The organism is Mesorhizobium sp. 113-3-3 (assembly GCF_016756495.1).
GTDB lineage: Bacteria > Pseudomonadota > Alphaproteobacteria > Rhizobiales > Rhizobiaceae > Mesorhizobium.
The window spans coordinates 2646396-2668438 of the sequence record NZ_AP023243.1 but is presented as its reverse complement, the minus strand read 5'-3'; the positions used below and the strand labels follow the sequence as shown (position 1 = coordinate 2668438).

Sequence of the window (22043 nt, the reverse complement as noted above, 5' to 3'; positions counted from 1 at the left end):
TCACGCACGATTTCCATAAACAATGTACGATTTGTTGCGTTGACAGCCAATCTGCGATCTGAAAACGTATAAAGTGCTCGAAGGGATACATTTGAGGAGATGTCCCCAGCCGACGAGTAAAGCCCGCTCGCCTCGATAAGGAGCGGCATGGGAGAGAAACCTGGAGGATACCTATGACGAGGTTCACACTCGGCGGTGCCGTCCTGCGCGGCACTGTCTCCACTGCATTGATCGCATCGTTGATGTCCGCACCGGCTCTCGGCGCGGCGCCGGTCGATCTGAGCAAGTGGTCGCCCGAATATGTGCGCTCCATCGCGGGCACGCAGGAATTTGACACGGCGGCCGATTGCGGCAAGGTCACCCCGCTCGACTACAAGGGGCGGCTGACTTTCTGGTATCAGGGCGTGTTCGAGGGCGACCCCGATCTCTTGCGCCAGTACTACAAGGATTTCTTCGAGACCTTCCGCAAGACCTATCCGAACATCCAGCTCGAGGAACAGGCCCTCACCTACAACGATCTCCTGGACAAGTTCCGCACGGCGCTCCTTGGCAATGCGGCGCCGATGGCGGTCCGCCTGCAGATCCTGGGCGGCACCGAATTCGCTTCAAAGGGCTATCTGCAGCCGCTCAAGCCGGAGGATGTAGGCTATTCGACCGAGGATTTCTGGCCCGGCGCCATGAAAGCCGTGACCTGGGACGGCGTGACCTACGGCATTCCAACCAACAATGAAACGATGGCGTTCATCTGGAATGCCGATATCTTCAAGCGCGCGGGCCTCGATCCGGACAAGGCTCCGGCGACCTGGGACGACGTCGTCAAGTATTCCAAGCAGATCCACGACAAGCTCGGCATTGCCGGTTACGGCCTCGTGGCCCGCAAGAATGCCGGCAACACCCCGTATCGCTTCATGCCCCAGCTGTGGGCCTATGGCGGCGGCGTGTTCGACGAAGCCACGGCGAACCCGGCCTATAAGGAGATCGAGCTCAACAGCCCGCAGAGCAAGGCCGCGCTGCAAGCCTCTTACGACATGTACGTCCGCGACAAGTCGGTCCCGGTTTCGGCACTCACCAACCAGCAGGCCGACAACCAGCCGCTGTTTCTCGCCGGCCAGCTCGGCATGATGATCTCGCACCCGTCCGACTACAACGTCATGCTCGACCTGCAGAAGAAGGCCACCGGCACCGACAAGGACAAGGCGCAGACCGTCATCGACAACATGCGCTACGGCCTGATCCCGACCGGCCCGGACGGCAAGCGCGCCGTCGTCTTCGGCGGCTCGAACATCCACATCCTGAAGCCTGAATATGTCGAGGGCGGCAAGGTGGACGAACCGGCCGCGAAGGCTATCATCTGCATGTGGACCAGCCCGGAATGGTCGCTGAAGATGGCCTATGCCGGGTCGAATCCGGGCAATCTCAACGGCTTCAAGACCAAATGGATGAAGGAACGTCTGGACAGCATCAAGTTCCTCGACGTCACGACTTCGATGCTGCCATACGGCATCCCGTTCCCGGCGCTGCCGCAATCGCCCGAGATCATGAACATCATCGTCCCGGACATGCTGCAGAATGCCCTGACCGGAGCGATGACCGTCGATCAGGCAGCGGACGACGCGGCCCAGAAGGTGAAAGACCTGATGGGCGGGCTCTAGTCCGAGCCTCACCTGCGATCCGACCGGCTGTTCCAGGGAACAGCCGGTTCGTTCCGAATAACAAGGGCACGCCAAAGTGACGATCGTGACCGGCAAGACCGAGGCTCGCCGAAGACTGCAACCGGGTGGATCCGGCTTGCTGCGCAAGATCTGGGAGCATCGCGCTGACTACGCCTACGTGCTCCCCGCGATCGCCGTGATGCTCGTCGTCATCGCCTATCCGATCTACTACACGATCGAGCTGTCGTTCTTCAGCACGCCACCCGGCCTGCAGCTTCGCGACAAGACCTTCATCGGCTTCGACAATTACACCGCCATCCTCACCAGCGGGGTGTTCTGGAAAGTCACCTGGAACACCCTGATCTGGACGGTGGGGTCCACCGGCATCTCCTTCGTCCTGGGGTTTGCCGCCGCGCTGGCGCTGCACCGCGACTTTTTCGGCCGTGGTGTCCTGCGCGCCATCCTGATCATTCCCTGGGTCATCAGCGCGGTCGCCGCCTCCTATATCTGGAAGTGGATCTACCATTCGGACTTCGGCATCATCGGCGCGGTGCTGGTCGGCCTCGGATGGGCTGACCGGCCGCCGAATTTCATCGACAGTGTCTCGACGGTGCTGCCCTCCCTGATCGTCGTCAACATCTGGCGCGAATTTCCGTTTGCCATGATCATGATGATGGCCGGCCTGCAGACGGTCCCCGACCAGTTGCTGCGCGCCGCGAAAGTCGACGGAGCCAATGCATGGCAGCGCTTCTGGCACGTCACCTTTCCGCATTTGAGAAACGTCTCGACGGTGACGATCCTTCTGCTGGCGGTCGCCAACTTCAACTCCTTCATCATCCCCTGGATCATGACCGGCGGCGGGCCGTCGAACGCATCGCATATCTGGATCACCCACATCTATGAACTCGCCTTCGGCCGCCAGCGCTGGGGGGTGGCATCGGCCTATTCGGTGCTGCTGTTCATCATCCTGATGACGTTCGGCTACTTCTACGTCCGCGCGCTGAGCGGCAACGACCGGAGGGACGGAAGCGCATGAGCACGATTGCCGGGACAGCCCCTCGAGGCCAGGCCCGTCGCCGCATCCGCTTCGACGGATGGCGGTGGGGCGGACGTATCTTCCTCGTGTTCATGCTGCTCTACACAGCGTTGCCGATGATCTGGATGCTGCTCACCTCGATCAAGTCCGGCTTCGCCGCGATGCAATTCCCGCCGCAATGGTGGCCTGACCAACCGACACTCGCCAGCTACCAGAAGCTGCTCGATCCGCAGAACAGTGTCGGCCAGGACTTCCTCCGCTTCTTCTGGAACAGCCTTTTCGTCTCCACCGCCACGACCATCCTTTCGGTGATCGTGGCGGTTCCCGCTGCCTACGCGTTTTCGCGCTTCACCTTTCCGGGCCGGAACTTCCTGTTCTTCACCGTCCTGCTGCGCAACATGTTCCCGGCGGTGATCTTTCTCGTGCCGCTCTTCATCCTGATGCGCGCGATCGGGCTGGTGAACACGCATGGCTCGCTCGTTCTCACCTACCTGACATTCGGCCTGCCGCTGGCGATCTGGCTGCTGAAGGGCTTCTACGACAACATCCCGGTGCAGCTCGAGCAGGCGGCGCGCATCGATGGCGCGACGCGGTTCCAGGCCTTCATCCTGATCGTGATGCCGCTCTCGACGCCGGGCATCATCGCCACGGCGATCTATTCCTTCATCGGCGCGTGGAACGAGTACATCTACGCCTACACCTTCCTCTCCAAGAACGAGCAGTTGACGCTGCCGGTCGGCATCCAGCGCTTCTTCTCGGAAAACACCACGGACTTTCCAGGCCTGATGGCGGCCAGCTTCATCATGAGCGTGCCCGTCGTCGTGCTGTTCCTCGTCCTGCAACGATACTTCGTACGCGCCCTGACAGAAGGCGCGGTCAAGCATTAGGGAGTTGCCGATGGCCCACGTGGTCCTCAAAGATCTCGTCAAGACCTATGGCAGCTTCAAAGCCGTCAACGAGGTCTCGCTGACGGTGAATGACGGTGAGTTCGTTGCGCTCGTCGGCCCCTCGGGCTGCGGCAAGACAACGACGCTGAACCTCATCGCCGGGCTGATCCCGATCACATCGGGCGACATCGTCATCGGCGACCAGGTGGTCAACGACCTCGACCCCAAGGACCGGGACATCGCAATGGTGTTCCAGAACTACGCGCTCTATCCGCAAAAGTCGGTCTATATGAACCTCGCCTTCCCGCTGCAGATGCGCAAGCTGCCCAAGGCCGAGATCGACAAGAAGGTCCGGGAAGCGGCACGGGTGCTCGACATGACGCAGTTGCTCGAGCGCAAGCCGCGCGAACTTTCCGGCGGCCAACAGCAGCGCGTGGCGCTCGGCCGCGCGCTCGTTCGAGATCCGGCGGTGTTCCTGATGGACGAGCCGCTCTCAAATCTCGACGCCAAGCTGCGCGTGCAGATGCGCTCCGAGATCAAGCGGTTCCATCAGGACCTCAAGGCGACCATCATCTATGTGACGCACGACCAGCTCGAGGCCGTGACCATGGCGGACAGGATGGCTGTGATGAACGGCGGCTATCTGCAGCAATACGATTCGCCGGCCCAGGTTTTCGCGCATCCCGCCAACATGTTCGTCGCCAGCTTCGTCGGCAGCCCGGCGATGAGCCTTATTCCGCTGGAGGCGTCGACGGCGAACGGCGACACCGTCCTGACCAGCGCGGAAGGCTGGAGCCTGGGGCTGTCGCAGCTCAATGCGCGCAAGGCCCAGAGGGCGACCACCAGGAAGGTCGTGCTCGGTGCGCGGCACTCGACGATCAAACTCCACAAGGGCGCGGTGCCAGGCGCCATTCCGGCCAAGGCCTATACGGTCGAACCAACCGGAGACGTCACCTTCGTGCAGGCCTTCCTCTCCGGCGCCATCGTCAACATCAGCGTGTCCCCAAACATCGCCGTCAAACCCGACGAGCAGATCTGGCTCGAGTTCGACCAGGAACGGATGCACCTGTTCGACGGCGAAACTGAAATGGCTCTAGAGGCCGCCTGAGACAGGCGTTTGGGACGGGGCGTGGATGACGACGAAGCTCAAGATCACAGCGATCAAGCCCTACCCCGTGTGGGTGGGAACGCGCAACCAGATGCTGGTGAAGGTCGAGACCGACCAGGGCATCTTCGGCTGGGGCGAGAGCGGCCTGAGCGGCCGCGAGAAGGCCGTGACCGGCGCGGTCGAGCACTACCGCGAATTCCTCATCGGCCGCGATCCCATGCAGATCGGCCGGATCTGGCAGGAGGCCTATCGCAGCCAGTATTTTGAAGGCGGGCGCGTTCTGCAGGCGGCGATTTCCGCCATCGACATCGCGCTCCACGACATCAAGGGAAAGGCGCTGGGCGTGCCGGTCTACGAGCTGCTCGGCGGCAAGCAGCGCGACCGCATCCCCACTTTCGCCTCGACCGGTGACGAGGCCGAGGGCGATGTCGCCATCGAACGAGCCCGCGAATTGCACCAGCAGGGGTGGCAGGCGATCCGCTTCTTTCCCGCCGGGCAAAGCAGCAGGGACATTTTCGAGCCGCGCGAGTCGATCGGCGTGACCGCGCGGATGCTCAACAAGGCCCGCGAGGCGCTGGGCGACGAGGTCGTGCTCGGCATCGACTATCATCATCGGCTGTCGGTGGCCGAGGCGGCGAGCTTCTGCAACAAGCTCGGCCGCGGCGTGCTCGATTTCCTCGAGGAGCCGATCCGCGACGAGACACCGGCGGCCTACGAATCCCTGCGCACGATGACCGACATCCCGTTCGCCATCGGCGAGGAATTTGCCAGCAAGTGGCAGTTCCTGCCCTACATCGAGCGCGGCATCCATCAGTTCAACCGGCTCGATGTCTGCAATGTCGGCGGGCTCACCGAAGCGATGAAGGTCGCCGGCTGGAGCGAAGCGCACTATGTCGACCTGATGCCGCACAACCCGCTCGGTCCGGTGTGCACGGCCGCGACCGTGCATCTGGCCGCCGCGGTCGCCAATTTCGCCTGGCTCGAGACCAGGGTGCCCGAGAGAAAGCTGGGCTTCGACAGCTCCGAGTTCTTCCCGGTGCAACCGCAACTCGACGGCCCCGCCTATCCGGTCGGCGATCTGCCGGGGCTCGGCGTCGAGGTCAACGAGGCGGCGATCCAGGCGCAGAGCTTCCGTTTCTGGGAAGCGCCCCACCTCAAGCGCCGCGACGGTTCTGTCACCAACTGGTAGTTCAATTTCAACCGGAGTCCACCATGACGCATACCTCCGACATCATCCGGCCGCCCAAGGACCTGATCGAGGGATTGAGGGAGATCGGCGCCGCGACGGTTGCCGGCACGCTTGGCCATATGGGCTTCCGCAATCCGCATATGGTCGGACCGGTGGCGCAGAACCACGGCAAGTCGATCGTCGGGCCGGCGCTGACGCTGCAGTTCCTGCCGCAGCGGCCGGACCTCTTCAACGAGGGAGAATATGCCGATCCGGAGACGCAACTGCACCGGCACGTGCTCTATCATGCGCAGGAAGGGGACGTGGTCGTGGTCGACGCGCGCGGCGACATGAGTTCCGGCGTTTTCGGCGATATGATGTCGACCTATTTCAAGGGCAGAGGCGGCGCCGGCATCGTCATCGACGGATGCATGCGCGACAGGCCCAATGTCGAGAAGCTCGACCTGCCGCTTTGGCTGCGCGGCTGGACGCCTAACTATCATGTGCAGACCAGCATCTATCCCAATGCCGTCAACGTTCCGATCGCCTGCGGCGGTGTCACGGTGATCCCCGGCGACATCATCGTTGCCGACGATGACGGGGTGGTGGTGGTCCCCGTGGCGATGGCCGCGAAGGTCATCGACGAAGCGAAGAAGCATCACGATTGGGAAGAGTTCTCACGCGAGAAGCTTATGCAGGGCGCCCCGTTGCAACGATATTATCCGCTGCATGACGATGCCCGCGGGGAATACGAGGCGTGGCGCAAGACAAACGGCTTGAAGAGCTCCAATTAGGCTAGAGAAAACGCGACGAATCCAGCAGTTCGGCCACGCCGTCCAGTTCCTTGTGCAGGCGATGCCAGCGACGGTCGAGATAGACCAGCGAATGCGCCTCCGGCGGGACCTCGTCCGGCTGCACCTCGCCTTCCAGCAGCTCCGCCGCGACCAGCGTCGCGCCCTCGATCGGCAGCAGGCCGAGCCGGCGCGCGCGGAACCAGGTCGAAACGCCGGTATAGCGCGGTTCGCCCGTCGGCAGCCGCGCCCAGGCGCCTCCGGGCGGGAAGCGTTCCGCGCCGCTCGACGCGCAGAGTTGCGCTAGGTCGATGTCGGTGAAGCGGAGCAAATGGATCACCATGGTCTCGGCCCGCAGCAAAGGCTCGGACGAGGTCGATTTCATCGAAAGCGAGAAGGCGACGACCGGTGGCGCGGCGCTCACCGAGATCAAAGAGGACACGGTCATTGCCACCGGCCGGTCGCCGGGATCGGCCGTGATCACGGCGACGCCCGCCGGGTGGCGGCGAAAGGCTTCGCGGAAGGCGTTGGTCATCGGATGCGGCGCGTTCATCGACATGTCTCTTCTGTTGTTTGAAAAGGGGGCCGGACGGCGTCCGCCGCCCGGCCCTTCGGACTACTTCTTCTCGATCAGGTCGTAGAACTGCCAGACGCGGTCGCTCCATATGCCGCCAATGTCGCGGCCGGCCGAGGTGACGATCGACGGCGCGATGGTGAAGTGGTTGGCCGCCACCATCATCTCGCGGAAGGTGCGCTGGATCACGCCGGCGCGCAGCGAGGCGCCGCCACCCGCGCGGTAGGCGAAGTTGCAGATATCGACGCCAACCTCGTGGATCTCGGACTTGGCCAGATGGACAAGGCTGATCTGGCGCGTCGACATCCTGCTGCCGGCCTCGACCGTCGCCTCGACGTCGCGCCAGGTTTCGAAGACAAAGGCGCGGGCGGCCCGATAGCGGGCCTCGGCGCGGCCATAGTCGTGCCAGAACTTCTCGCTCTCGCCGATCAGTCCGGCGCGGCCCGACTTCGAACGGGCGAACTTGGCGATCTCGTCCAGCATCCGGCGGCCCGCACCCAGCGCCCAGCCGGTATGGCCGATGGCGGCGAGGCCCACGACGCCGAGGCTGAAGAACTCCTTCTGGCGCAGCGGCGGCGCGGTCAGGATCGGGAAGACGAGATCGTCGGCGATGAAGACGTCCTCGGCCGCGTAGTCGATGCTGCCGGTGCCGCCGAGGCCCAGCACGTCCCAATTGCCGAGCTGCTTGTGCTCGGAGATCGGCGCATGGGCGCACATGACGATGACATTACCGTTCTCGTCCTTGGCGGGCTTGCCGGAGCCGTCGTCGACGAAGGCGGCGCTATGGCTGTAGGTGGCGTGGCTGAAACCGCTGCCATATTCCACTTGCCGTTCAGCCGGTAGCCGCCGTCGACTTTTTTCAGCATGCCCAGCGGTGCGCCCTGCCCCGAGAACCGGTTGTCGGTGCCCGGCGCGAAGAGCCGCGCGACCGCACTGTCGGGCAGGAAGGCCGCCGACATCGCCCCGATGCAGCAATGCACCATCGAAACCCAGCCCGCCGAGCCCGAATGCCAGGTGATCGCCTCGATCAGTTCAAGGCCCTGGGTGGGCGGCAACTGCGCGCCGCCAAGGCTTTCGGCGGCGAAGATATGCGACATGCGCAGCGGCTTCAGCACCTCGAACGTAGCCTGGGTCAGTTCGCCGCTTTCCTCGTCGGCGGCGGCATTGGCTTCCAGGACCGGCCCGATCTCCGCGATCTTCTTCAGCAGGTCGCGATGGTCGACGGTCGTTCCCCAAGAGCCATGCTTGATGGGTTTGTTCATCGTCTTCTCCTCCTTATTTTGAAAATGTGGTCAGCCGGCGAGGAAGTCGCCGATCTTCCCAAGCGTTTCGGGTTTTTCCTGCATGACGAAATGGCCGGCGTCCTCGACCAGGATCAGGCGTGCGTCCGCAAGCGCCTCGACGAAGAGTGGCGCCTGGCTGGCGGGCAGCAGACGGTCCCTGGTGCCCCAGACGACCAGTGTCGGATTGGCGATGCGCGCCAGGAAGCGGCGCAGATTCGGATGGCCCATGCCGAAGGGGGCAAGCAGGCGGCCCAGCGTCTCGCCTTCGCGGGCGCGATCGGCGCCGAAGGCCTCCGCAAAGGCGGGGTCCGAGCCGTCCGGGAAATAGCGCAACGCCGCCGAGACGTCATGCGCCAGATAGGCCGGCAGTTCCTGCGGCGCGACCGCGCCCAGATTGGTGGCTGGATGCGCGGGATCGTTGAGCCCGGCCGGCGCGACCAGCACCACCTTGTCGAACCGCTCGCGGGCAAGGCCGGCCAGCTCGGTCGCCATCCAGCCACCCATGGAAAAGCCGATGAGATGAGGCTTCTCCGACAGTTTCAGGACATCGAGCAGGTTCAGATAATGCAGAACCATGTCGGACATCGCCGCCACATGCGGCGCGGCGCCCGAAAAGCCGAAGCCCGGGTGGCTGGGGCACAGAACGCGGAACCGGTCGGCGAGACCTTGTGCAAAGTCGAAACCTTCCAGCGTCGAGGCGCCGTGCAGGAACAGCACGGGCTTGCCCTTGCCGATGGCCTTCACCACCGTTTTTACGCCGCCGACATCGTATTCGAGCGTTTCGAACTGAACGGTCATTCCTATTCCTCCTCAGACAAGGTCGGGCTGGATCAGCACTTTGCACTGCGTCGTGCGGCGGCGAAGGCTCTCGAAGACCTGCGGAACCGGCGAGAGGTCGATCCGATCGGTGATCAGCGCCTGCGGCGCGAAAGGTCCGCCGCGCAGCGCATCGAGGGCGATGCCGAACTCATTGCGCTGGTGGAAGAAGACCGAGAACAGCAGGTTCACTTCCTTGGTCAGCGCGATGAACGGGTCCCATTCGTCGCCGCCGATGCACAGGCCGACGCCCACCACCGTGCCTTGCAGCCGGATCGCCTTGACGGCCGCGTCGATGAGGCCGCGCTTGCCGACGCATTCGAGGACGATATCGGGCGCACCGCCACAGAGATCGGCAAGGTTCTCGGCCAGCCTGTCGCCCGATAGCGCAAAACCCGTCGCGCCGAGCGCCAGCGCGCGGTCGCGCTGATGGCTGTGTATGTCGGCCACGACCACGCACGACGCCCCCATGCGCCGCGCCCAGAAAGCGACGAGCAGCCCGATCGGCCCGGCGCCCAGTATGGCGACCCGGTCTCCCGGCTTCATGCCCGAGCGGACGATGCAATGCAGCGCGACCGAGAGCGGCTCGGCCAGCGCGCCGTCCTCCAGTGCCACCTCGTCGGGCAGCACATGGCACTGGCGCGCCGCGACGGCCACGTATTGCGCATAGCCGCCGCCAATCAGCACCATGTCGGGACAGCGGCCCGGATCGCCGCGCCTGCAGGCCGGGCATTGCCCGCAGCCGCGCATCGGCACGACGGCGACACGGTCACCGATCCCAAGGCCCGCCACGCGTGATCCCAGCGCGACGATGTCGCCGGCGAATTCATGGCCGAGAACGAAACCTCCACCGATGCCGAAAGGCACCGGATCCTCGGTGATGTGCAGGTCGCTGCCGCAGATGCCGCAAGCGGCGACACGCAGTACGACCTCGTCGGGTGCCGGGGTCGGATCCGGCACCATTCCGACGCGCAGCGGACTGCCGACCGTATCGAAGATGGCTGCTTTCATGAAAACCCTCCCTTTCAGCGGTCCGGATCGACAAGCTTGCGTCGGATCGGGAACCATGGCGCATCCCACCGTTTCGAGATCAGGCCCCAGATGCCCGTGCGGGCGTACAGCGCCACCAGCAGCGTCATCAGGCCTAGGACGACGAAATAGGTTGCGCCATATTCACCGAACCAGCGGTCGGCGATGAAGAAGATCAGGGATCCGATCAGAACGCCCTCGATGGAGCCGATGCCGCCGACCATGACGATGAAGATCGCCACGTTCGCCCACATCGGATCGAAGGCCGAGCCCGGGGTGATCCGCAACTGCGCCATGAAGTAGATCGCGCCCGCGAGGCCGCAGCCGACCGCCGAAGCGACGTAGACCAGGAAGCGCAGCTTTGCGACATTCACGCCCTGGCTGGCGGCCGCGACCGGATTGTCGCGCATGGCGATCAGCGCAAGGCCGAAGCGCGAGCGAAGCAGCCAGTAGCTGCCGCCCAGCGTCACCAGCAGCATGCCCGCGCAGAGCAGCGACATGGCGACATTGCGCTCGAAGGCCGAATAATCCTTCATCACGCGCAGCGACATGCCCGCGCCGGAATTGACCAGCGGCAGGTTCGAGGCGGTCAGCCGGAAGACTTCGGCCACCACCCAGGTGCCGATCGAGAAATACGGGCCGTCCAGGCGATGAAGCAGAAGGTAGATCGGCACGGCCAGCGCCGCCGGCACCAGCAGCGACAGGAAGACCGCCGCGAACGGATTGATGCCGTAAGTCTGCGCCAGCACGAAAAGCGCATAGCCGGCCGCGCCCATGAAGGCGTGCTGGCCCACCGAGACAAGGCCGGCATAGCCGGCGAGCAGGTTCCACATCTGCGCGACGGCGATGTAGCAGCACAACACCAGGATCGAGCGGATCGTGCCGGTCGAGGCCCACCACGGCATGGCCGCGACAGCGATCATCGCCAGCACCGCCAGCGTCATCGCGATGCGGCCGGACCGGGTCTGGCGCTGAACCAGCACCTCGGGCGCCTCGGCTTCCACATAGGGGATCGCACTCATGACAATGCCTTTCCGAACAGGCCCTGCGGGCGGGTCGCCAGCACGATCAGGAAGACGATGTGTCCAGCGAGCACGCCGAAGCCCGGATCGATGCGGAAGCCGATGGCCTGCGAGATGCCGAGGACCATCGAGCCGACGAAGGCGCCCCATACCGTACCCATGCCGCCGATGATCACCGCCTCGAACGCGTAGATCAGCTGGGCAGGCCCATCGGCCGGCGCGACGGTCGACCGCAACGCCTGGAAGACGGCGGCGAAGCCGAGGATGCCGACCGCCGCCGCCGTCGCCATCGCATAGACGGCGCGCGGGTTGATGCCGGTCATCGCTGCCGCCTCGACATCGGCCGACGCGGCGCGCAGCGCCCGGCCGAAGCGCGTGCGCTTCAACGTCAGATCGAGGCCCCAGGTGAGACCCGTGGCGACCGCCAGCACGATCAGCGGCAGAAGGCCGACATAGACACTGCCGATCTCGATGGATTGGCTCTCGATCCCGTGGCCGGGCAGCGACCGGCTGTTGGCGGACCAGATCTGGAGCATCAGGTTCTGCAGCGCGATCGACAGTCCGAAGGTCGCGATCAGCGACGGCAGCGGATCGCTGCCCACCACACGGTTCAGCACGGCCTTCTGCAGCACCCAGCCCATCAGCACGGCGAGCGGCACCAACACGATCAGCACGGGCAGCGGTCCCAGGCCCCAGGCCGTGGCCATCGAGATGCCGATCAGCGACAGCAGGATCACCAGATCGCCATGGCTGATGTTGACGATGCGCATGACGCCGAACATGAGCGCCATGCCGAGCGCGTACTGGGCATACATGCCGCCCAGCAGGATCCCCTGCACCAAGGCGTCAAACCACTCCATGGCCCGCTCCAAAATAGGCTTTGCCGATCTGCTCGCGCGTGATTTCGGCGGACTTGCCGGTCAGGGTCACGCGCCCCTCCAGCATGCAGTAGAGACGGTCCGAGGCGGTCCGGGCGAGGCCGACATCCTGTTCGACCACGATCATCGCCGTCCCGGTGGCACGGATCTCGGGCAGAGCGGCATAGATCTCGCGGATCACCTTGGGCGCGAGGCCGAGGCTGATCTCGTCGCAGAGCAGGACGCGCGGCTGGCACAGCAGCGCGCGGCCGATCGCCACCATCTGCTGCTGCCCGCCCGAGAGGCTCTGCACCTGCGTGCGGGCCTTCTCCTTGAGGATCGGGAACAGCTGGTGCAACCGTGCCAGCGTCCATCCGCCCTTGGCGCCCATGCGCGCGGCCTGGTCGATGGCGACGCGCAGATTGTCCTCGACCGACATGCCGGTGAACAGGCGGCGGCCCTCCGGCACGATGGCGACGCCCTTCTGCACCATGCGGTCGGTCGCGGTGCCGCCGACAGGGTCGCCGTGCAGCCGCACCATCTCGCGCCCGACCGGAAGCAGGCCCATGATCGAACGCAGCAGCGTGGACTTGCCTGCCCCGTTGGCGCCGATCAGGGCCACGGCCTCACCCTGGTGCAGCTCGATGTCGATGCCGTAGAGCGCCTGGAAATCGCCATAGCGGGCCAGCAGCCCGTGGGTGGACAGAACGGCCGTCATGCCTCGATCCCCATATAGACGCGCTGGACCTCGGGCAGCGCGATCACTTCGGCCGGCACGCCTTCGGCGATCTTCTCGCCGAAGTTCAGCACCAGCAGCCGGTCGGCCACAGCCAGCAGCGCGTGCAGCACATGCTCGATCCACACGATGGTGATGCCGCGGTCGCGGATGCGGCGCACCAGCGCCACCAGCGCTTTCGATTCGTCGTCGGTCAGCCCGCCCGCGATCTCGTCCAGCAGCAGCAGCTTTGGATCCGAGGCCAGCGCGCGCGCCAGTTCCAGCCGCTTGCGGTCGAGCAGCGTCAGGGCGCCGGCCGAGACATTGGCCTTGTCGGAAAGCTCGCAATCGCGCAGCACCTGGGCGCAGAAAGCATAGCTCTGCTTCTCCGACCGGCCGCCGCCGAAAGCGGCGGCGACCAGCAGGTTCTCGAAGGTGGTCATGCCGGAATAGGGACGCGGGATCTGATAGGTCCGTCCGATCCCCATCTGGCAGCGGCGGAAGGGGGGCTCGCCGCGCAGCGCGGTGTCGCCGAGCTGGATCTCGCCGCCGGAAGCCTTCAAATCGCCGCTGATCATGTTGAACAGCGTCGTCTTGCCCGCCCCGTTCGGGCCGAGGATGCCCAGCACCTCGCCCCGATGCACGTCGAAACTCACCTCATGCAGGACGCGGACGGCGCCGAAGGACTTCGACACGCCGCGCGCCGTCAGCAGGATTTCCCTTTCCATCGATCCGTCCGCGTCCCTGCTCATGTCACCACGCGATCGGCTGGATCGCCTGTTGCGGTGCGAAGAGCTGATTGACCGTGTTGTCGACGATCTTCAGGTCGTAGGGCCATTTCTCGCCCTTCACCCACTGGCCGCCGAAGATCGGCGTCTTGCAGATGTTCTTGTGCGGCGAACCGTCGAACTTGATGTGGCCGACAAGCGTCTGCAGATCGGTGGCGACCAGCGCGTCGCGGTTGGCCGTCCGGTCGAGCGGATTGGAGGAGCGCTTCAATATGTCGAGCGCGACCTCGAGCAAGGCATGCGAATAGCCCAGCGGCTGCGTCCACTGCCGCTTCGAATCGGCTTCCCACTGGTCGGCGATGTCGCGGCTGACCTGCCCGGTCAGCGACGACTTGAACGGGAAGGCCGGCGTCCACCAGACCTCCGAGGACATGCCGTTGCCGAGCGGACCCATCGCCTCGACGCCGCTTGGGAACAAGAGCGCCGCCGCCACCGTGACGGCCTTCGGCTTGAAGCCCTGCTGGTTGCACTGGGTGACGAAGGTCTTGAGATCGTCCGGATAGGTGATGCCGCCGATGATGTCGCAGCCCTGCTTCTTGAACTCGGAGATCTGGGCGGAGAAGTCATTGGTGCGCGGCTGGAAATAGCCGGGCACGACGACCTCGTAGCCGGCCTTGCGGGTCGGCGCCGGCAGGCCGTATTCGTCGTTGCCCCAGGTCTCGCCGTCGATGTTCTGGGGAAACAGCATCCCGACCTTCTTGTTGGTCTCCAGATGGTTCCAGAGCCCGACGAAGGTGTTCAGCGCCTCGTCGAGGCCCCAGAAGAAATGGTAGGTCCAGTCGAAGGTCTGCTTGCCGCCGCCGCGCGGCATGATCACCGCCTGCCAGGGCGCGCCGGAGGAGATGCACGGCGTCTCGTAGAGTTCGGACTGCTCGGCCGCGGGCAGGATCGTGTCGGTGGTCGAGGCCGGCACGAGCAGGTGCACCTCGTCGTTGAGGATGAGGTTGCCGGCGATTTCCGATGCTTTGTTCGGATTGGACTGGCTGTCACGATCGAGGATCTCTATCTCGTAGGTGTTGCCGTTGGCGCATTGCAGCTGGCCGCCGAGCAAGGCGCGGATCTTCTGCAAGGTGTAGCCGTCGGTCTCGCCGAAGAGGGCGAGCGGACCGGTGGTGGGGCTGAGATAGCCAAGCTTGATCTTGCCCGCCGTCGCGGCGCGGACATAGGCCGGCATGCCGAGCGCGCTGGCGGCAACGCCGGCGCCCAGCCCCTTCAGCACGGTCCGGCGGCTGGGCAAGCCAGATTTCACGAGTTTGTTGTAGTAGGTCATCGTCGTTTCCTCCCTTGGTTAAGACTTGCCGGCCCGTCCCCTCGACGAACCTGCGTCAGTTGAAGCTTGGTCAGGTCATGCGCAGCAGCGAGCCGCCATCGATGACGATCAGCGACCCGGTCACGTAGGACGCGGCGGGCGATGCCAGATAAAGCGCAAGGCCCTTGATCTCCTCCGGATCGCCGATCCGGCCGACGAGCGACTGGGCTTCGAAGGCCTTGCGGTCGGCCGCATTGCGCAGCCTGCCGCCGGCGATGTTGGTGATGAACGGCCCGGGCAGGATGGCGTTGATGCGGATGTTGTAGGCGCCGAGTTCCATCGCCATGTGGCGCACGAGATGGTTCACCGCGGCCTTGGCGGGCATATAGGGCGTGCCCACGATGCTCTCGTTGATCAGCGAGGCGATGGACGACGTGACGATGATCTGGCCGCCGCCATTCGGCTTCATGTGCCGCACGGCGTGCTTGATCGTGGTGTAGACCGAAGTCAAATTGATCTCGATCACCTTGTCCCAATGCTCGTCGGGCAGGTTCTCGATGGCGCCCTCCGGGTTCCTTTCGCCGGTCGGGGTGTTGAAGCCCGGTCCGGCGTCGATCCCGGCATTGGCGAACACGACATCGATGGAACCCGCCGTCTCGGCCACCTTGTCGAAGGCATCAGCCATCGCCGCGCGGTCGCCGACATTGACGACCTGGCCCCAGACCTCGCCGCCCGATGCCTTGATCGCGGCGACGGTCTTCTCCAGCCCGGCCGGGTTCAGGTCGAAGATGCAGACCTTCGCCCCATGCTCGGCCATGATCTCGGCATAGGCCTGGCCGATGCCGCTGGCGCCGCCGGTGACGATCACCGACTTGCCTCTGACATCGAACATCTTCTCAAGTGCGGCCATCAGTTTCCTCCCATTTGCACGATACCGGCCTGCGTGCCGGCGCCTTCGCGGCGCCCGCCGCGCGGCGGTTCACTTCTTCTTCCGCGAAAGCACGAAATCGAACTCGACGTCATAGAACGGAGCCGCAACCTCGGCCTTGGCGGCGGCCCCGGCGTCCTCGACCTTGCGGAATTCAGCGAGCAGGCTCTGCTTCACGCCGAAGACTGCGTCCGTATCGATGTACGGGTCGTCCGGATCGAAGATGTGGGTGGTCAGCGCGTCGAAGCCCTCGGCCTCGACGATGTAGTGGAGATGCGCCGGGCGATAGGGGTGGCGTCCCAGCGCGCCGAGCAGCTTGCCGACAGGCCCGTCATCCGGGATCGGGTAGTATTTGGGCTTTGCGCCGCGGAACCAGTAGCGTCCGTCCGCGCCGGTGCGGAAGACGCCGCGCAGGTTGAAGTCGGGCTGGATGCCCTTCTGCTGCACGTCGTAGAAGCCTTCGTCATTGGCCTGCCACACATCGATCTTGGCGCCCGCGATCGGGTTGCCCTCGGTGTCGAGGATGCGGCCATGCACGAACATCGGCTCGCCCTTCTGGTCGAGGCAGATGTTCGAACCCATCGGCAGTTCGGGCGCGTCGGCGACGTGGAATGGCCCCAGCACGGTGGATTCCGAGGCGCCCGACGGCTTGCGGTTGTTGATCGCATCGACCAGCATCGAGACGCCGAGGACGTCAGACAAAAGGATGTATTCCTGCCGCCACTCGTTGCAGATCTGGCCCGTCCGCGTCAGGAACATGATCGCGTCGAACCATTCCTCTTGCGTCGGCTCGATCTCCTTAACCGCCTCGTGCAGCTTGCGGGTGATGACCTCCATGACCTCAGCAAGCCGCTGGTCCTTGGCGTTCTTGTTGCGCGCCACGACGACTTCGGCCGAGTTCGCTTCGGTGAAATAGCCGTGTTCGTGTTCGTCGATCATGGGATCCTCCTCAGCGCGCCAGAACGGATTTGAAGACCCGGCGCAGTTCGGCCGCAGGATCGGCCGCCAGAGTTTCGGAACGCCAGGCAATGTGGTGGTCGGGACGCACGATCAGGCAGCCCGCGTCGCGGATTTCGCGCGCGCGCGCCCAGTCGCCGGTATGGTCCTCGATCGCGCGGCGCGGGCCGATCACATGGCTGCGGATCGGCAGGCCGAGCTCGGCGCCCACCGCCTCGGCAGCGGCGACCCACGCCTCGCCGCCGATGCCGGTCAACAGCGTGAACTCGCCATGTCCGCAAAGGTCGAGCGTCGACACCTTCCGGCCCGAGCGCTCGAAGACCCAGACATGCGGAAGGCGCGCGCCGGGCCAGGTCGTGGGCGCGTAGTGCAGCTCGCGATCCTTCTCGAAAGCCGGCTCGCGCTGGCCTTCGGTCACCACGGCGCCCGACGCATAGCGCTGGTTCATCTCGACGCCATGGGCGTCGAACTCGTACTTCTTGAAGGCGATGGCCTTGCGCAGCGCCTCGCGCTGCGCCTCGGCCGCCGGGGTGGCGTCGGCGCGGGCCTCCATGTTCCTCTGGATCTTCTCGTGATCCACGCCGCCATCCATGCCGAGCGCCTCGAAGATCGGGCCGAATTCGGCGATCGACTGGTTGGCGCGCGTCACGATCTGGCGCGCGATCGGCGCACGCTCGGCCGAGTAGCTGTCCAGAAGCCCGATCCCCGCCTGCCCCTTGACGACCTTGGCGAGTTTCCAGGCGAGGTTGAACCCGTCCTGGATCGACGTGTTGGAGCCGAGCCCGTTCGAGGGCGGATGCCGGTGCGCGGCGTCACCCATGATGAACACCCGCCCCTTCTGCATGTGCGTGGCGAAGCAGTTGTTGACGGTCCAGGTGTTGGCGCCCAGGAGCTCGATCTCGAGCTCGGGATCCCCGACCAGCTGGCGCGCGACGCCGGTGGCCAGTTCCGGCGTCACATCGGGCGGCGGCTGGTTGATGTCGTAGCCCCAGACGATGAGCCACTCGTTCCACGGCCGCACCATGCGAACGAGACCCATGCCGATGCCGCCGACATCGGCACCGGGCTGCATGACCCAGTAGAGGACGCTCGGGCGGTGAGCGACGTATTTGGAAAGATCGGCCCGGAACAGGATGTTCATCGAGCCGCCGACGCCCATCTTGCCCTCGAACGGCAGGCCAAGATGCTCGGCCACCAGCGAGTTGCCGCCATCGGCGCCGACGAGGAATTTCGACCGCACGGTGAAGTCCTTGCCCGACAGCCGGTCGCGGCAGGTCGTGGTGACGCCGTCCGCATCCTGGACATGGCTGACATATTCCGTGCTCATGCGCGCCTGCGTGCCGCGCGCGCACGCCGTCTTGAACAGGATCGGCTCCATGAAGGTCTGGGGCAGATCGTTCATGAAGGACGGCGACGACTGGAGATGTTCGGCCTTGGAGAGCGGGTCCGTGCCCCAGCTTTTCATGCGGCCGAGCTCTTCGCCGGCCAGGCTTTCGCAAAACACGTTCTCGCCCATCAATTCCTGCGGCGAGGCGTGCATCACGGCCTCGGCCTCGACCTCCGGCCCGAGGTCGCGCAGCACCTCCATGGTGCGCTGGTTGGTGATGTGGGCGCGCGGCGTGTTCGACAGCCAGCGGTAGCGGTTCACGACCATGTTGGCCACGCCGGAGCTGGCGAGAAGTGCCGCCGTGGCCGAGCCGGCCGGGCCCGTGCCCACGATCAGCACGTCGGTTTCGATATCCGCCATCAAATTCCTCCCTCGATCTTCGGACCGGCCAGCCTGCGGCGGACCGGAAACAGGTGCAGGCCGGTGCGGGCCGAAATCAGCCCCCACAGTCCCTTCGGTGCGAACAGCATCACCGCGATGGCCGCGAGGCCGAGTGTCATCAGGTACCAGCTGCCGTAGTCGGCCAGCGCCGAACGCAGCGCAAAGAAGACCAGCACGCCGACGATGGGGCCCTCGATGGTGCCGATGCCGCCGATGACGACGATGAAGATGACGTAGGCCGTCCAGTCGGTGACGGCGAAGGCCGCTTCCGGCGAGATGCGGGCCGTCTGCACGAAGATCAGGGCGCCGGTCAGTCCGGTGGCGGCCGCGGCGATCAGAAACACCGCCCATTTGAGCCGCACGACGTCGACGCCGACCGATTGGGCCGCATCGACATTGTCGCGCACGGCCGCCAGCGCCAGCCCGAGGCGGCTGCGCAGCAGCCAGTAGATGCAGCCGGTGACGACCACGACCAGCGCCAGCGCCAGCCAATAGGCGAGAATGTCGCGCGCCGCCGCCTCGCGCACGCCGAATAGCGCCCGGATCGCATCCGTGCCCATGATGTTGCTGGTCGCCTCGCGCGGCAGCGAGGTGCCGGTGCCGCCGCCGAGCGCCTTCCATTGCGCGATCAAGAGCCGCGTCACCTCGGCGATCACCCAGGTGCCGATGGCGAAATAGGCGCCCTGCAGGCGGAAGGCGAAGAAGGCCGTGGGAACGGCCAGCGCCAGCGCCGCGAGGCCACCCAGCAGGATCGCGGCAACCGGGTTCCAGCCGAGCAGGATCACGCCCGCGAACATCGCATAGGCGCCGATGCCGACGAAGGCCTGCTGGCCCACCGAGACGAGACCGCCATAGCCCGCCAGCAGGTTCCAGATCTGCGCCAGCGTCAGCATGGTGAGAATGAAGAACAGGTCCTGTATGACGCCGCGCGAGATCACGGCGGGCAAGGCGAGCGCGGCCACGACGAGAACCAGCACGGCGATCTCCGTGGCAGTTCCGGCGCGGGTGCGGGTTGTCAGCCGGTACATGCCGCCCTCAATCCACTGCCCGCGGGAACAGGCCCCGCGGCTTGAGCAGCATCACGGCCAGAAAGGCGATGTGGCCCGCCAGGATCTGCCATTCCGGGTTCACCGCCGCGCCGGCCGTCTGGGCCACGCCGATGATGATCCCCCCGGCAAGCGTTCCCCACAGGCTGCCGAGGCCGCCGATGATCACCGCCTCGAAGGCATAGATCAGCCGCGCCGGCCCGATCGAGGGATCGAAATTCGCCCGCATGCCGAGATAGAGCGCCGCCAGCGTCACCACGACCATCGCGATCCCGGTGGCGACGGCGAACACCCGCTTCGGCTCGATCCCCATCAGGCCCGCCGTCACGGCGTCGTCCGAAGTGGCGCGGAAGGCACGGCCGAGGGCGGTGTGATAGAAGAGCCCGTTCAGGGCCATGATGGCGAGGATCGCGGACGCGAAGGTCATCAGCGGCATCACCCCCACCGTGACCAGCCCGAGATCGAGCGACGCCCCCTCCAACGCGCCGGCCGGAATGCGCCGGCTGTCGGCGGAAAAAGCCTCGAGCAGCCCATTCTGCAGGGCAACCGACAGGCCGAACGTGACGAGAAGCGGCGGCAGGATATCCTTGCCAAGCACCCGGTTCAGCACGGCGGCCTGCAGCAGCCAGCCAAGCGCGAACATCGCCGGCATGGCGATCAGCGCTGCGACCCAGGGCGACAGGCCGAGCAGCGTGACGCCCATCAGCACGAGATAGGCGGCAAAGACGATAAGGTCGCCATGGGCAAGGTTCACCAGCCGCATGATGCCGAAGACGAGGCTCAGCCCCGCTGCGAACAGCGCATAGAGCCCGCCCAGCAGCACGCCCTGCACGAGGGTGTCCAGCCAGATCATCGCCGCGCCCCCGTCATCGGGCGGCGGAAAAATTGCGCGGGCATGCGGGGCTGCCTCGTCATGCCGCCACTCCGAAATAGGCGGAATGGATTTCTTCGCGCGAGACCTCGGCCGCCTTGGCGACCAACGTCACCCGGCCCTCCATCATGCAGTAGACACGGTCGGCCACGGATAGCGCCTTGCCGATGTCCTGCTCCACCAGCACGATCGCGGCGCCGCCTTGGCGGACCTTGGGAAGGGCTGCGTAGATGTCGCGGATGACGACGGGCGCGAGGCCGAGGCTGATCTCGTCGCAGAGCAGCAATTCGGGATTGGACATCAGCGCCCGGCCGATCGCGACCATCTGCTGCTGGCCGCCCGAGAGCGCCGTGCCGGGGTTCTTGCGCCGCTCGCGCAGGATCGGGAAGAGCTCGTAGACCGCCTTCAGGCTCCACGGCCCCGGCGCCTTGCGCGCCTGCCCGCCGATCAGCAGGTTTTCCTCGACGCTTAGCGAGGCAAAGAGCCGGCGCCCTTCCGGCACCATGGCGATGCCGCGCTTCATGATTTCGGCAGAGGACAGCGCGCCGATGGGCTCGCCCTTGTGCAGCACCATGCCGGGCTCGTTGCGGATCACGCCCGTGATCGAGCGCATCAGCGTGGATTTTCCGGCGCCGTTGGCGCCGATGATCGCCACGCATTCGCCCGCGGCGACGGTGATATCCACGCCGAACAGCGCCCGGAACTGGCCGTAATTCGCAGTGAGGGCGCGCGTCTCCAGCAGCATCAGACCTCGAGCCCCAGATAGATTTCGCGAACCTCTTTCGAGGCCATGATCTGATCCGGCTCACCGATTGCGATCACGCGCCCGAAATCCAGCACGAGAAGCCGTTCGACCACCGATCTCAGCGCGTGCAGCACATGCTCGATCCAGATGATCGTGGTGCCCCTGGCGTGAATGGCCTTGATCGTCGCGACAAGCGCCTTGCATTCGCCCTCGGTCAGCCCGCCCGCGATCTCGTCCAGAAGCAGCAGCTCGGGTCCTGTCGCCAGGGCACGGGCGAGCTCCAGGCGCTTGCGGTCGAGAAGGCTCAGCGATCCGGCCAGCACATTGGCTTTCCTGAGAAGCTCGGTCTCTTCGAGGATCCCAGCGCAATCGTCGACCATCTCGGCTTCGCGGCCGCCCCGGCCGAAAGCGGCGGCGGTCAAGAGGTTCTCGAACACGCTCAGCCCCTCGAAGGGCTGCGGGATCTGGAAGCTGCGGCCGACCCCCATGCGCACCCGATCCATGGCCGGGGCGCGGGTCACGTCGCGGCCGAGGAATTCGATGCGGCCCTCATTGGCGAGCAGATTGCCGGTGATCAGGTTGAAGAGCGTCGACTTCCCCGCCCCGTTCGGACCGATGATGCCCAACGCCTCGCCGCGCGGCACCGCGATGCTGACGCCGTCGGTAACCTTCAGGGCCCCGAAGGACTTCGAGACGTTTTCCAGCCTGAGTATCATCACTGTCATCCTCGGGTCGCGCCGAACGAGGGCGGCG

Annotated in this window: 23 protein-coding genes; 7 read left to right on the top strand and 16 right to left on the bottom strand. The window is 65.3% G+C overall.

What is annotated here, in order from left to right:
- Window positions 1-173: 173 nt before the first annotated feature.
- The 6 genes from JG746_RS12955 to JG746_RS12930 all read left to right on the top strand — a co-directional run bounded on the left by JG746_RS12955 (window position 174) and on the right by JG746_RS12930 (window position 6645).
- On the top strand, window positions 174-1652 hold the full coding sequence (locus JG746_RS12955) for an ABC transporter substrate-binding protein (RefSeq protein WP_202358484.1): 1479 nt from the start codon (window positions 174-176) through the stop codon (window positions 1650-1652).
- Window positions 1653-1728: 76 nt separating this feature from the next.
- A complete protein-coding gene (locus JG746_RS12950) occupies window positions 1729-2688 on the top strand; it encodes a carbohydrate ABC transporter permease (protein WP_202358483.1) in 960 nt (319 codons plus the stop codon).
- On the top strand, window positions 2685-3575 hold the full coding sequence (locus JG746_RS12945) for a carbohydrate ABC transporter permease (protein WP_202358482.1): 891 nt from the start codon (window positions 2685-2687) through the stop codon (window positions 3573-3575). The genes JG746_RS12950 and JG746_RS12945 overlap by 4 nt, the downstream gene beginning before the upstream one ends.
- A 10-nt stretch (window positions 3576-3585) precedes the next feature.
- Entirely contained in the window at window positions 3586-4683 is a 1098-nt protein-coding gene (locus JG746_RS12940) for an ABC transporter ATP-binding protein (protein ID WP_202358481.1), read from the top strand.
- Window positions 4684-4708: 25 nt separating this feature from the next.
- A complete protein-coding gene (locus JG746_RS12935; protein WP_202358480.1) occupies window positions 4709-5872 on the top strand; it encodes a mandelate racemase/muconate lactonizing enzyme family protein in 1164 nt (387 codons plus the stop codon).
- Window positions 5873-5895: 23 nt separating this feature from the next.
- The gene (locus JG746_RS12930) at window positions 5896-6645 is read left to right on the top strand and encodes a ribonuclease activity regulator RraA (RefSeq protein WP_202358479.1); all 750 of its coding nucleotides are present in this window, start codon (window positions 5896-5898) and stop codon (window positions 6643-6645) included.
- Between the two features lies 1 nt (window position 6646).
- On the opposite strand, the gene JG746_RS12925 is transcribed toward JG746_RS12930, so the two are convergent.
- On the bottom strand, window positions 6647-7195 hold the full coding sequence (locus tag JG746_RS12925; protein WP_202358478.1) for a flavin reductase family protein: 549 nt from the start codon (window positions 7193-7195) through the stop codon (window positions 6647-6649).
- 63 nt (window positions 7196-7258) lie between these two features.
- A complete protein-coding gene (locus JG746_RS37135; RefSeq protein ID WP_244730767.1) occupies window positions 7259-8041 on the bottom strand; it encodes an acyl-CoA dehydrogenase family protein in 783 nt (260 codons plus the stop codon).
- A 39-nt stretch (window positions 8042-8080) separates the two neighbouring features.
- Between JG746_RS37135 and JG746_RS37130 the strand changes: the two genes are divergently transcribed.
- The gene (locus JG746_RS37130; protein WP_244730766.1) at window positions 8081-8500 is read left to right on the top strand and encodes a hypothetical protein; all 420 of its coding nucleotides are present in this window, start codon (window positions 8081-8083) and stop codon (window positions 8498-8500) included.
- An 8-nt stretch (window positions 8501-8508) separates the two neighbouring features.
- On the opposite strand, the gene JG746_RS12915 is transcribed toward JG746_RS37130, so the two are convergent.
- The 14 genes from JG746_RS12915 to JG746_RS12850 form a co-directional block, all read right to left on the bottom strand.
- A complete protein-coding gene (locus JG746_RS12915; RefSeq protein WP_202358477.1) occupies window positions 8509-9297 on the bottom strand; it encodes an alpha/beta fold hydrolase in 789 nt (262 codons plus the stop codon).
- Between the two features lie 12 nt (window positions 9298-9309).
- Window positions 9310-10326, bottom strand: coding sequence for a zinc-dependent alcohol dehydrogenase (locus tag JG746_RS12910; RefSeq protein ID WP_202358476.1), 1017 nt, complete (start codon window positions 10324-10326; stop codon window positions 9310-9312).
- Window positions 10327-10340: 14 nt separating this feature from the next.
- The gene (locus JG746_RS12905; protein ID WP_202358475.1) at window positions 10341-11366 is read right to left on the bottom strand and encodes a branched-chain amino acid ABC transporter permease; all 1026 of its coding nucleotides are present in this window, start codon (window positions 11364-11366) and stop codon (window positions 10341-10343) included.
- The gene (locus JG746_RS12900; RefSeq protein ID WP_095774988.1) at window positions 11363-12226 is read right to left on the bottom strand and encodes a branched-chain amino acid ABC transporter permease; all 864 of its coding nucleotides are present in this window, start codon (window positions 12224-12226) and stop codon (window positions 11363-11365) included. The genes JG746_RS12905 and JG746_RS12900 overlap by 4 nt, the downstream gene beginning before the upstream one ends.
- On the bottom strand, window positions 12213-12941 hold the full coding sequence (locus JG746_RS12895) for an ABC transporter ATP-binding protein (protein WP_202358474.1): 729 nt from the start codon (window positions 12939-12941) through the stop codon (window positions 12213-12215). The genes JG746_RS12900 and JG746_RS12895 overlap by 14 nt, the downstream gene beginning before the upstream one ends.
- On the bottom strand, window positions 12938-13666 hold the full coding sequence (locus JG746_RS12890) for an ABC transporter ATP-binding protein (RefSeq protein ID WP_202358473.1): 729 nt from the start codon (window positions 13664-13666) through the stop codon (window positions 12938-12940). The genes JG746_RS12895 and JG746_RS12890 overlap by 4 nt, the downstream gene beginning before the upstream one ends.
- Window positions 13667-13691: 25 nt before the next feature.
- The gene (locus JG746_RS12885; RefSeq protein WP_202358472.1) at window positions 13692-14996 is read right to left on the bottom strand and encodes an ABC transporter substrate-binding protein; all 1305 of its coding nucleotides are present in this window, start codon (window positions 14994-14996) and stop codon (window positions 13692-13694) included.
- Between the two features lie 70 nt (window positions 14997-15066).
- Window positions 15067-15885 (bottom strand): SDR family NAD(P)-dependent oxidoreductase, encoded by an 819-nt coding sequence (locus JG746_RS12880; protein ID WP_202358471.1) that lies wholly within the window; start codon window positions 15883-15885, stop codon window positions 15067-15069.
- Between the two features lie 69 nt (window positions 15886-15954).
- Entirely contained in the window at window positions 15955-16842 is an 888-nt protein-coding gene (locus tag JG746_RS12875; protein WP_202358470.1) for an intradiol ring-cleavage dioxygenase, read from the bottom strand.
- Window positions 16843-16852: 10 nt separating this feature from the next.
- Complete coding sequence (locus JG746_RS12870; RefSeq protein WP_202358469.1) at window positions 16853-18607, bottom strand: FAD-dependent oxidoreductase; 1755 nt, start codon at window positions 18605-18607, stop codon at window positions 16853-16855.
- On the bottom strand, window positions 18607-19656 hold the full coding sequence (locus JG746_RS12865) for a branched-chain amino acid ABC transporter permease (RefSeq protein WP_202358468.1): 1050 nt from the start codon (window positions 19654-19656) through the stop codon (window positions 18607-18609). Before JG746_RS12865 ends, JG746_RS12870 begins: the two co-directional genes overlap by 1 nt.
- Before the next feature lie 7 nt (window positions 19657-19663).
- On the bottom strand, window positions 19664-20527 hold the full coding sequence (locus JG746_RS12860; protein ID WP_202358467.1) for a branched-chain amino acid ABC transporter permease: 864 nt from the start codon (window positions 20525-20527) through the stop codon (window positions 19664-19666).
- A 58-nt stretch (window positions 20528-20585) separates the two neighbouring features.
- A complete protein-coding gene (locus JG746_RS12855) occupies window positions 20586-21293 on the bottom strand; it encodes an ABC transporter ATP-binding protein (RefSeq protein ID WP_202359337.1) in 708 nt (235 codons plus the stop codon).
- Complete coding sequence (locus JG746_RS12850; protein WP_202358466.1) at window positions 21290-22006, bottom strand: ABC transporter ATP-binding protein; 717 nt, start codon at window positions 22004-22006, stop codon at window positions 21290-21292. Before JG746_RS12850 ends, JG746_RS12855 begins: the two co-directional genes overlap by 4 nt.
- Between the last annotated feature and the right edge of the window lie 37 nt (window positions 22007-22043).

Bases quoted from the DNA above. Each gene is read 5' to 3' on its own strand.
- JG746_RS12860 (WP_202358467.1), bottom strand. From the start codon at position 20,527: ATGATCTGGCTGGACACCCTCGTGCAGGGCGTGCTGCTGGGCGGGCTC.
- JG746_RS12940 (WP_202358481.1), top strand. From the start codon at position 3,586: ATGGCCCACGTGGTCCTCAAAGATCTCGTCAAGACCTATGGCAGCTTC.
- JG746_RS12955 (WP_202358484.1), top strand. From the start codon at position 174: ATGACGAGGTTCACACTCGGCGGTGCCGTCCTGCGCGGCACTGTCTCC.
- JG746_RS12885 (WP_202358472.1), bottom strand. From the start codon at position 14,996: ATGACCTACTACAACAAACTCGTGAAATCTGGCTTGCCCAGCCGCCGG.
- JG746_RS12905 (WP_202358475.1), bottom strand. From the start codon at position 11,366: ATGAGTGCGATCCCCTATGTGGAAGCCGAGGCGCCCGAGGTGCTGGTT.
- JG746_RS12910 (WP_202358476.1), bottom strand. From the start codon at position 10,326: ATGAAAGCAGCCATCTTCGATACGGTCGGCAGTCCGCTGCGCGTCGGA.
- JG746_RS12895 (WP_202358474.1), bottom strand. From the start codon at position 12,941: ATGACGGCCGTTCTGTCCACCCACGGGCTGCTGGCCCGCTATGGCGAT.
- JG746_RS12915 (WP_202358477.1), bottom strand. From the start codon at position 9,297: ATGACCGTTCAGTTCGAAACGCTCGAATACGATGTCGGCGGCGTAAAA.
- JG746_RS12900 (WP_095774988.1), bottom strand. From the start codon at position 12,226: ATGGAGTGGTTTGACGCCTTGGTGCAGGGGATCCTGCTGGGCGGCATG.
- JG746_RS12925 (WP_202358478.1), bottom strand. From the start codon at position 7,195: ATGAACGCGCCGCATCCGATGACCAACGCCTTCCGCGAAGCCTTTCGC.
- JG746_RS12850 (WP_202358466.1), bottom strand. From the start codon at position 22,006: ATGATACTCAGGCTGGAAAACGTCTCGAAGTCCTTCGGGGCCCTGAAG.
- JG746_RS12890 (WP_202358473.1), bottom strand. From the start codon at position 13,666: ATGGAAAGGGAAATCCTGCTGACGGCGCGCGGCGTGTCGAAGTCCTTC.
- JG746_RS12930 (WP_202358479.1), top strand. From the start codon at position 5,896: ATGACGCATACCTCCGACATCATCCGGCCGCCCAAGGACCTGATCGAG.
- JG746_RS12880 (WP_202358471.1), bottom strand. From the start codon at position 15,885: ATGGCCGCACTTGAGAAGATGTTCGATGTCAGAGGCAAGTCGGTGATC.
- JG746_RS12935 (WP_202358480.1), top strand. From the start codon at position 4,709: ATGACGACGAAGCTCAAGATCACAGCGATCAAGCCCTACCCCGTGTGG.
- JG746_RS12865 (WP_202358468.1), bottom strand. From the start codon at position 19,656: ATGTACCGGCTGACAACCCGCACCCGCGCCGGAACTGCCACGGAGATC.
- JG746_RS37130 (WP_244730766.1), top strand. From the start codon at position 8,081: ATGCCCAGCGGTGCGCCCTGCCCCGAGAACCGGTTGTCGGTGCCCGGC.
- JG746_RS12870 (WP_202358469.1), bottom strand. From the start codon at position 18,607: ATGGCGGATATCGAAACCGACGTGCTGATCGTGGGCACGGGCCCGGCC.
- JG746_RS12945 (WP_202358482.1), top strand. From the start codon at position 2,685: ATGAGCACGATTGCCGGGACAGCCCCTCGAGGCCAGGCCCGTCGCCGC.
- JG746_RS12875 (WP_202358470.1), bottom strand. From the start codon at position 16,842: ATGATCGACGAACACGAACACGGCTATTTCACCGAAGCGAACTCGGCC.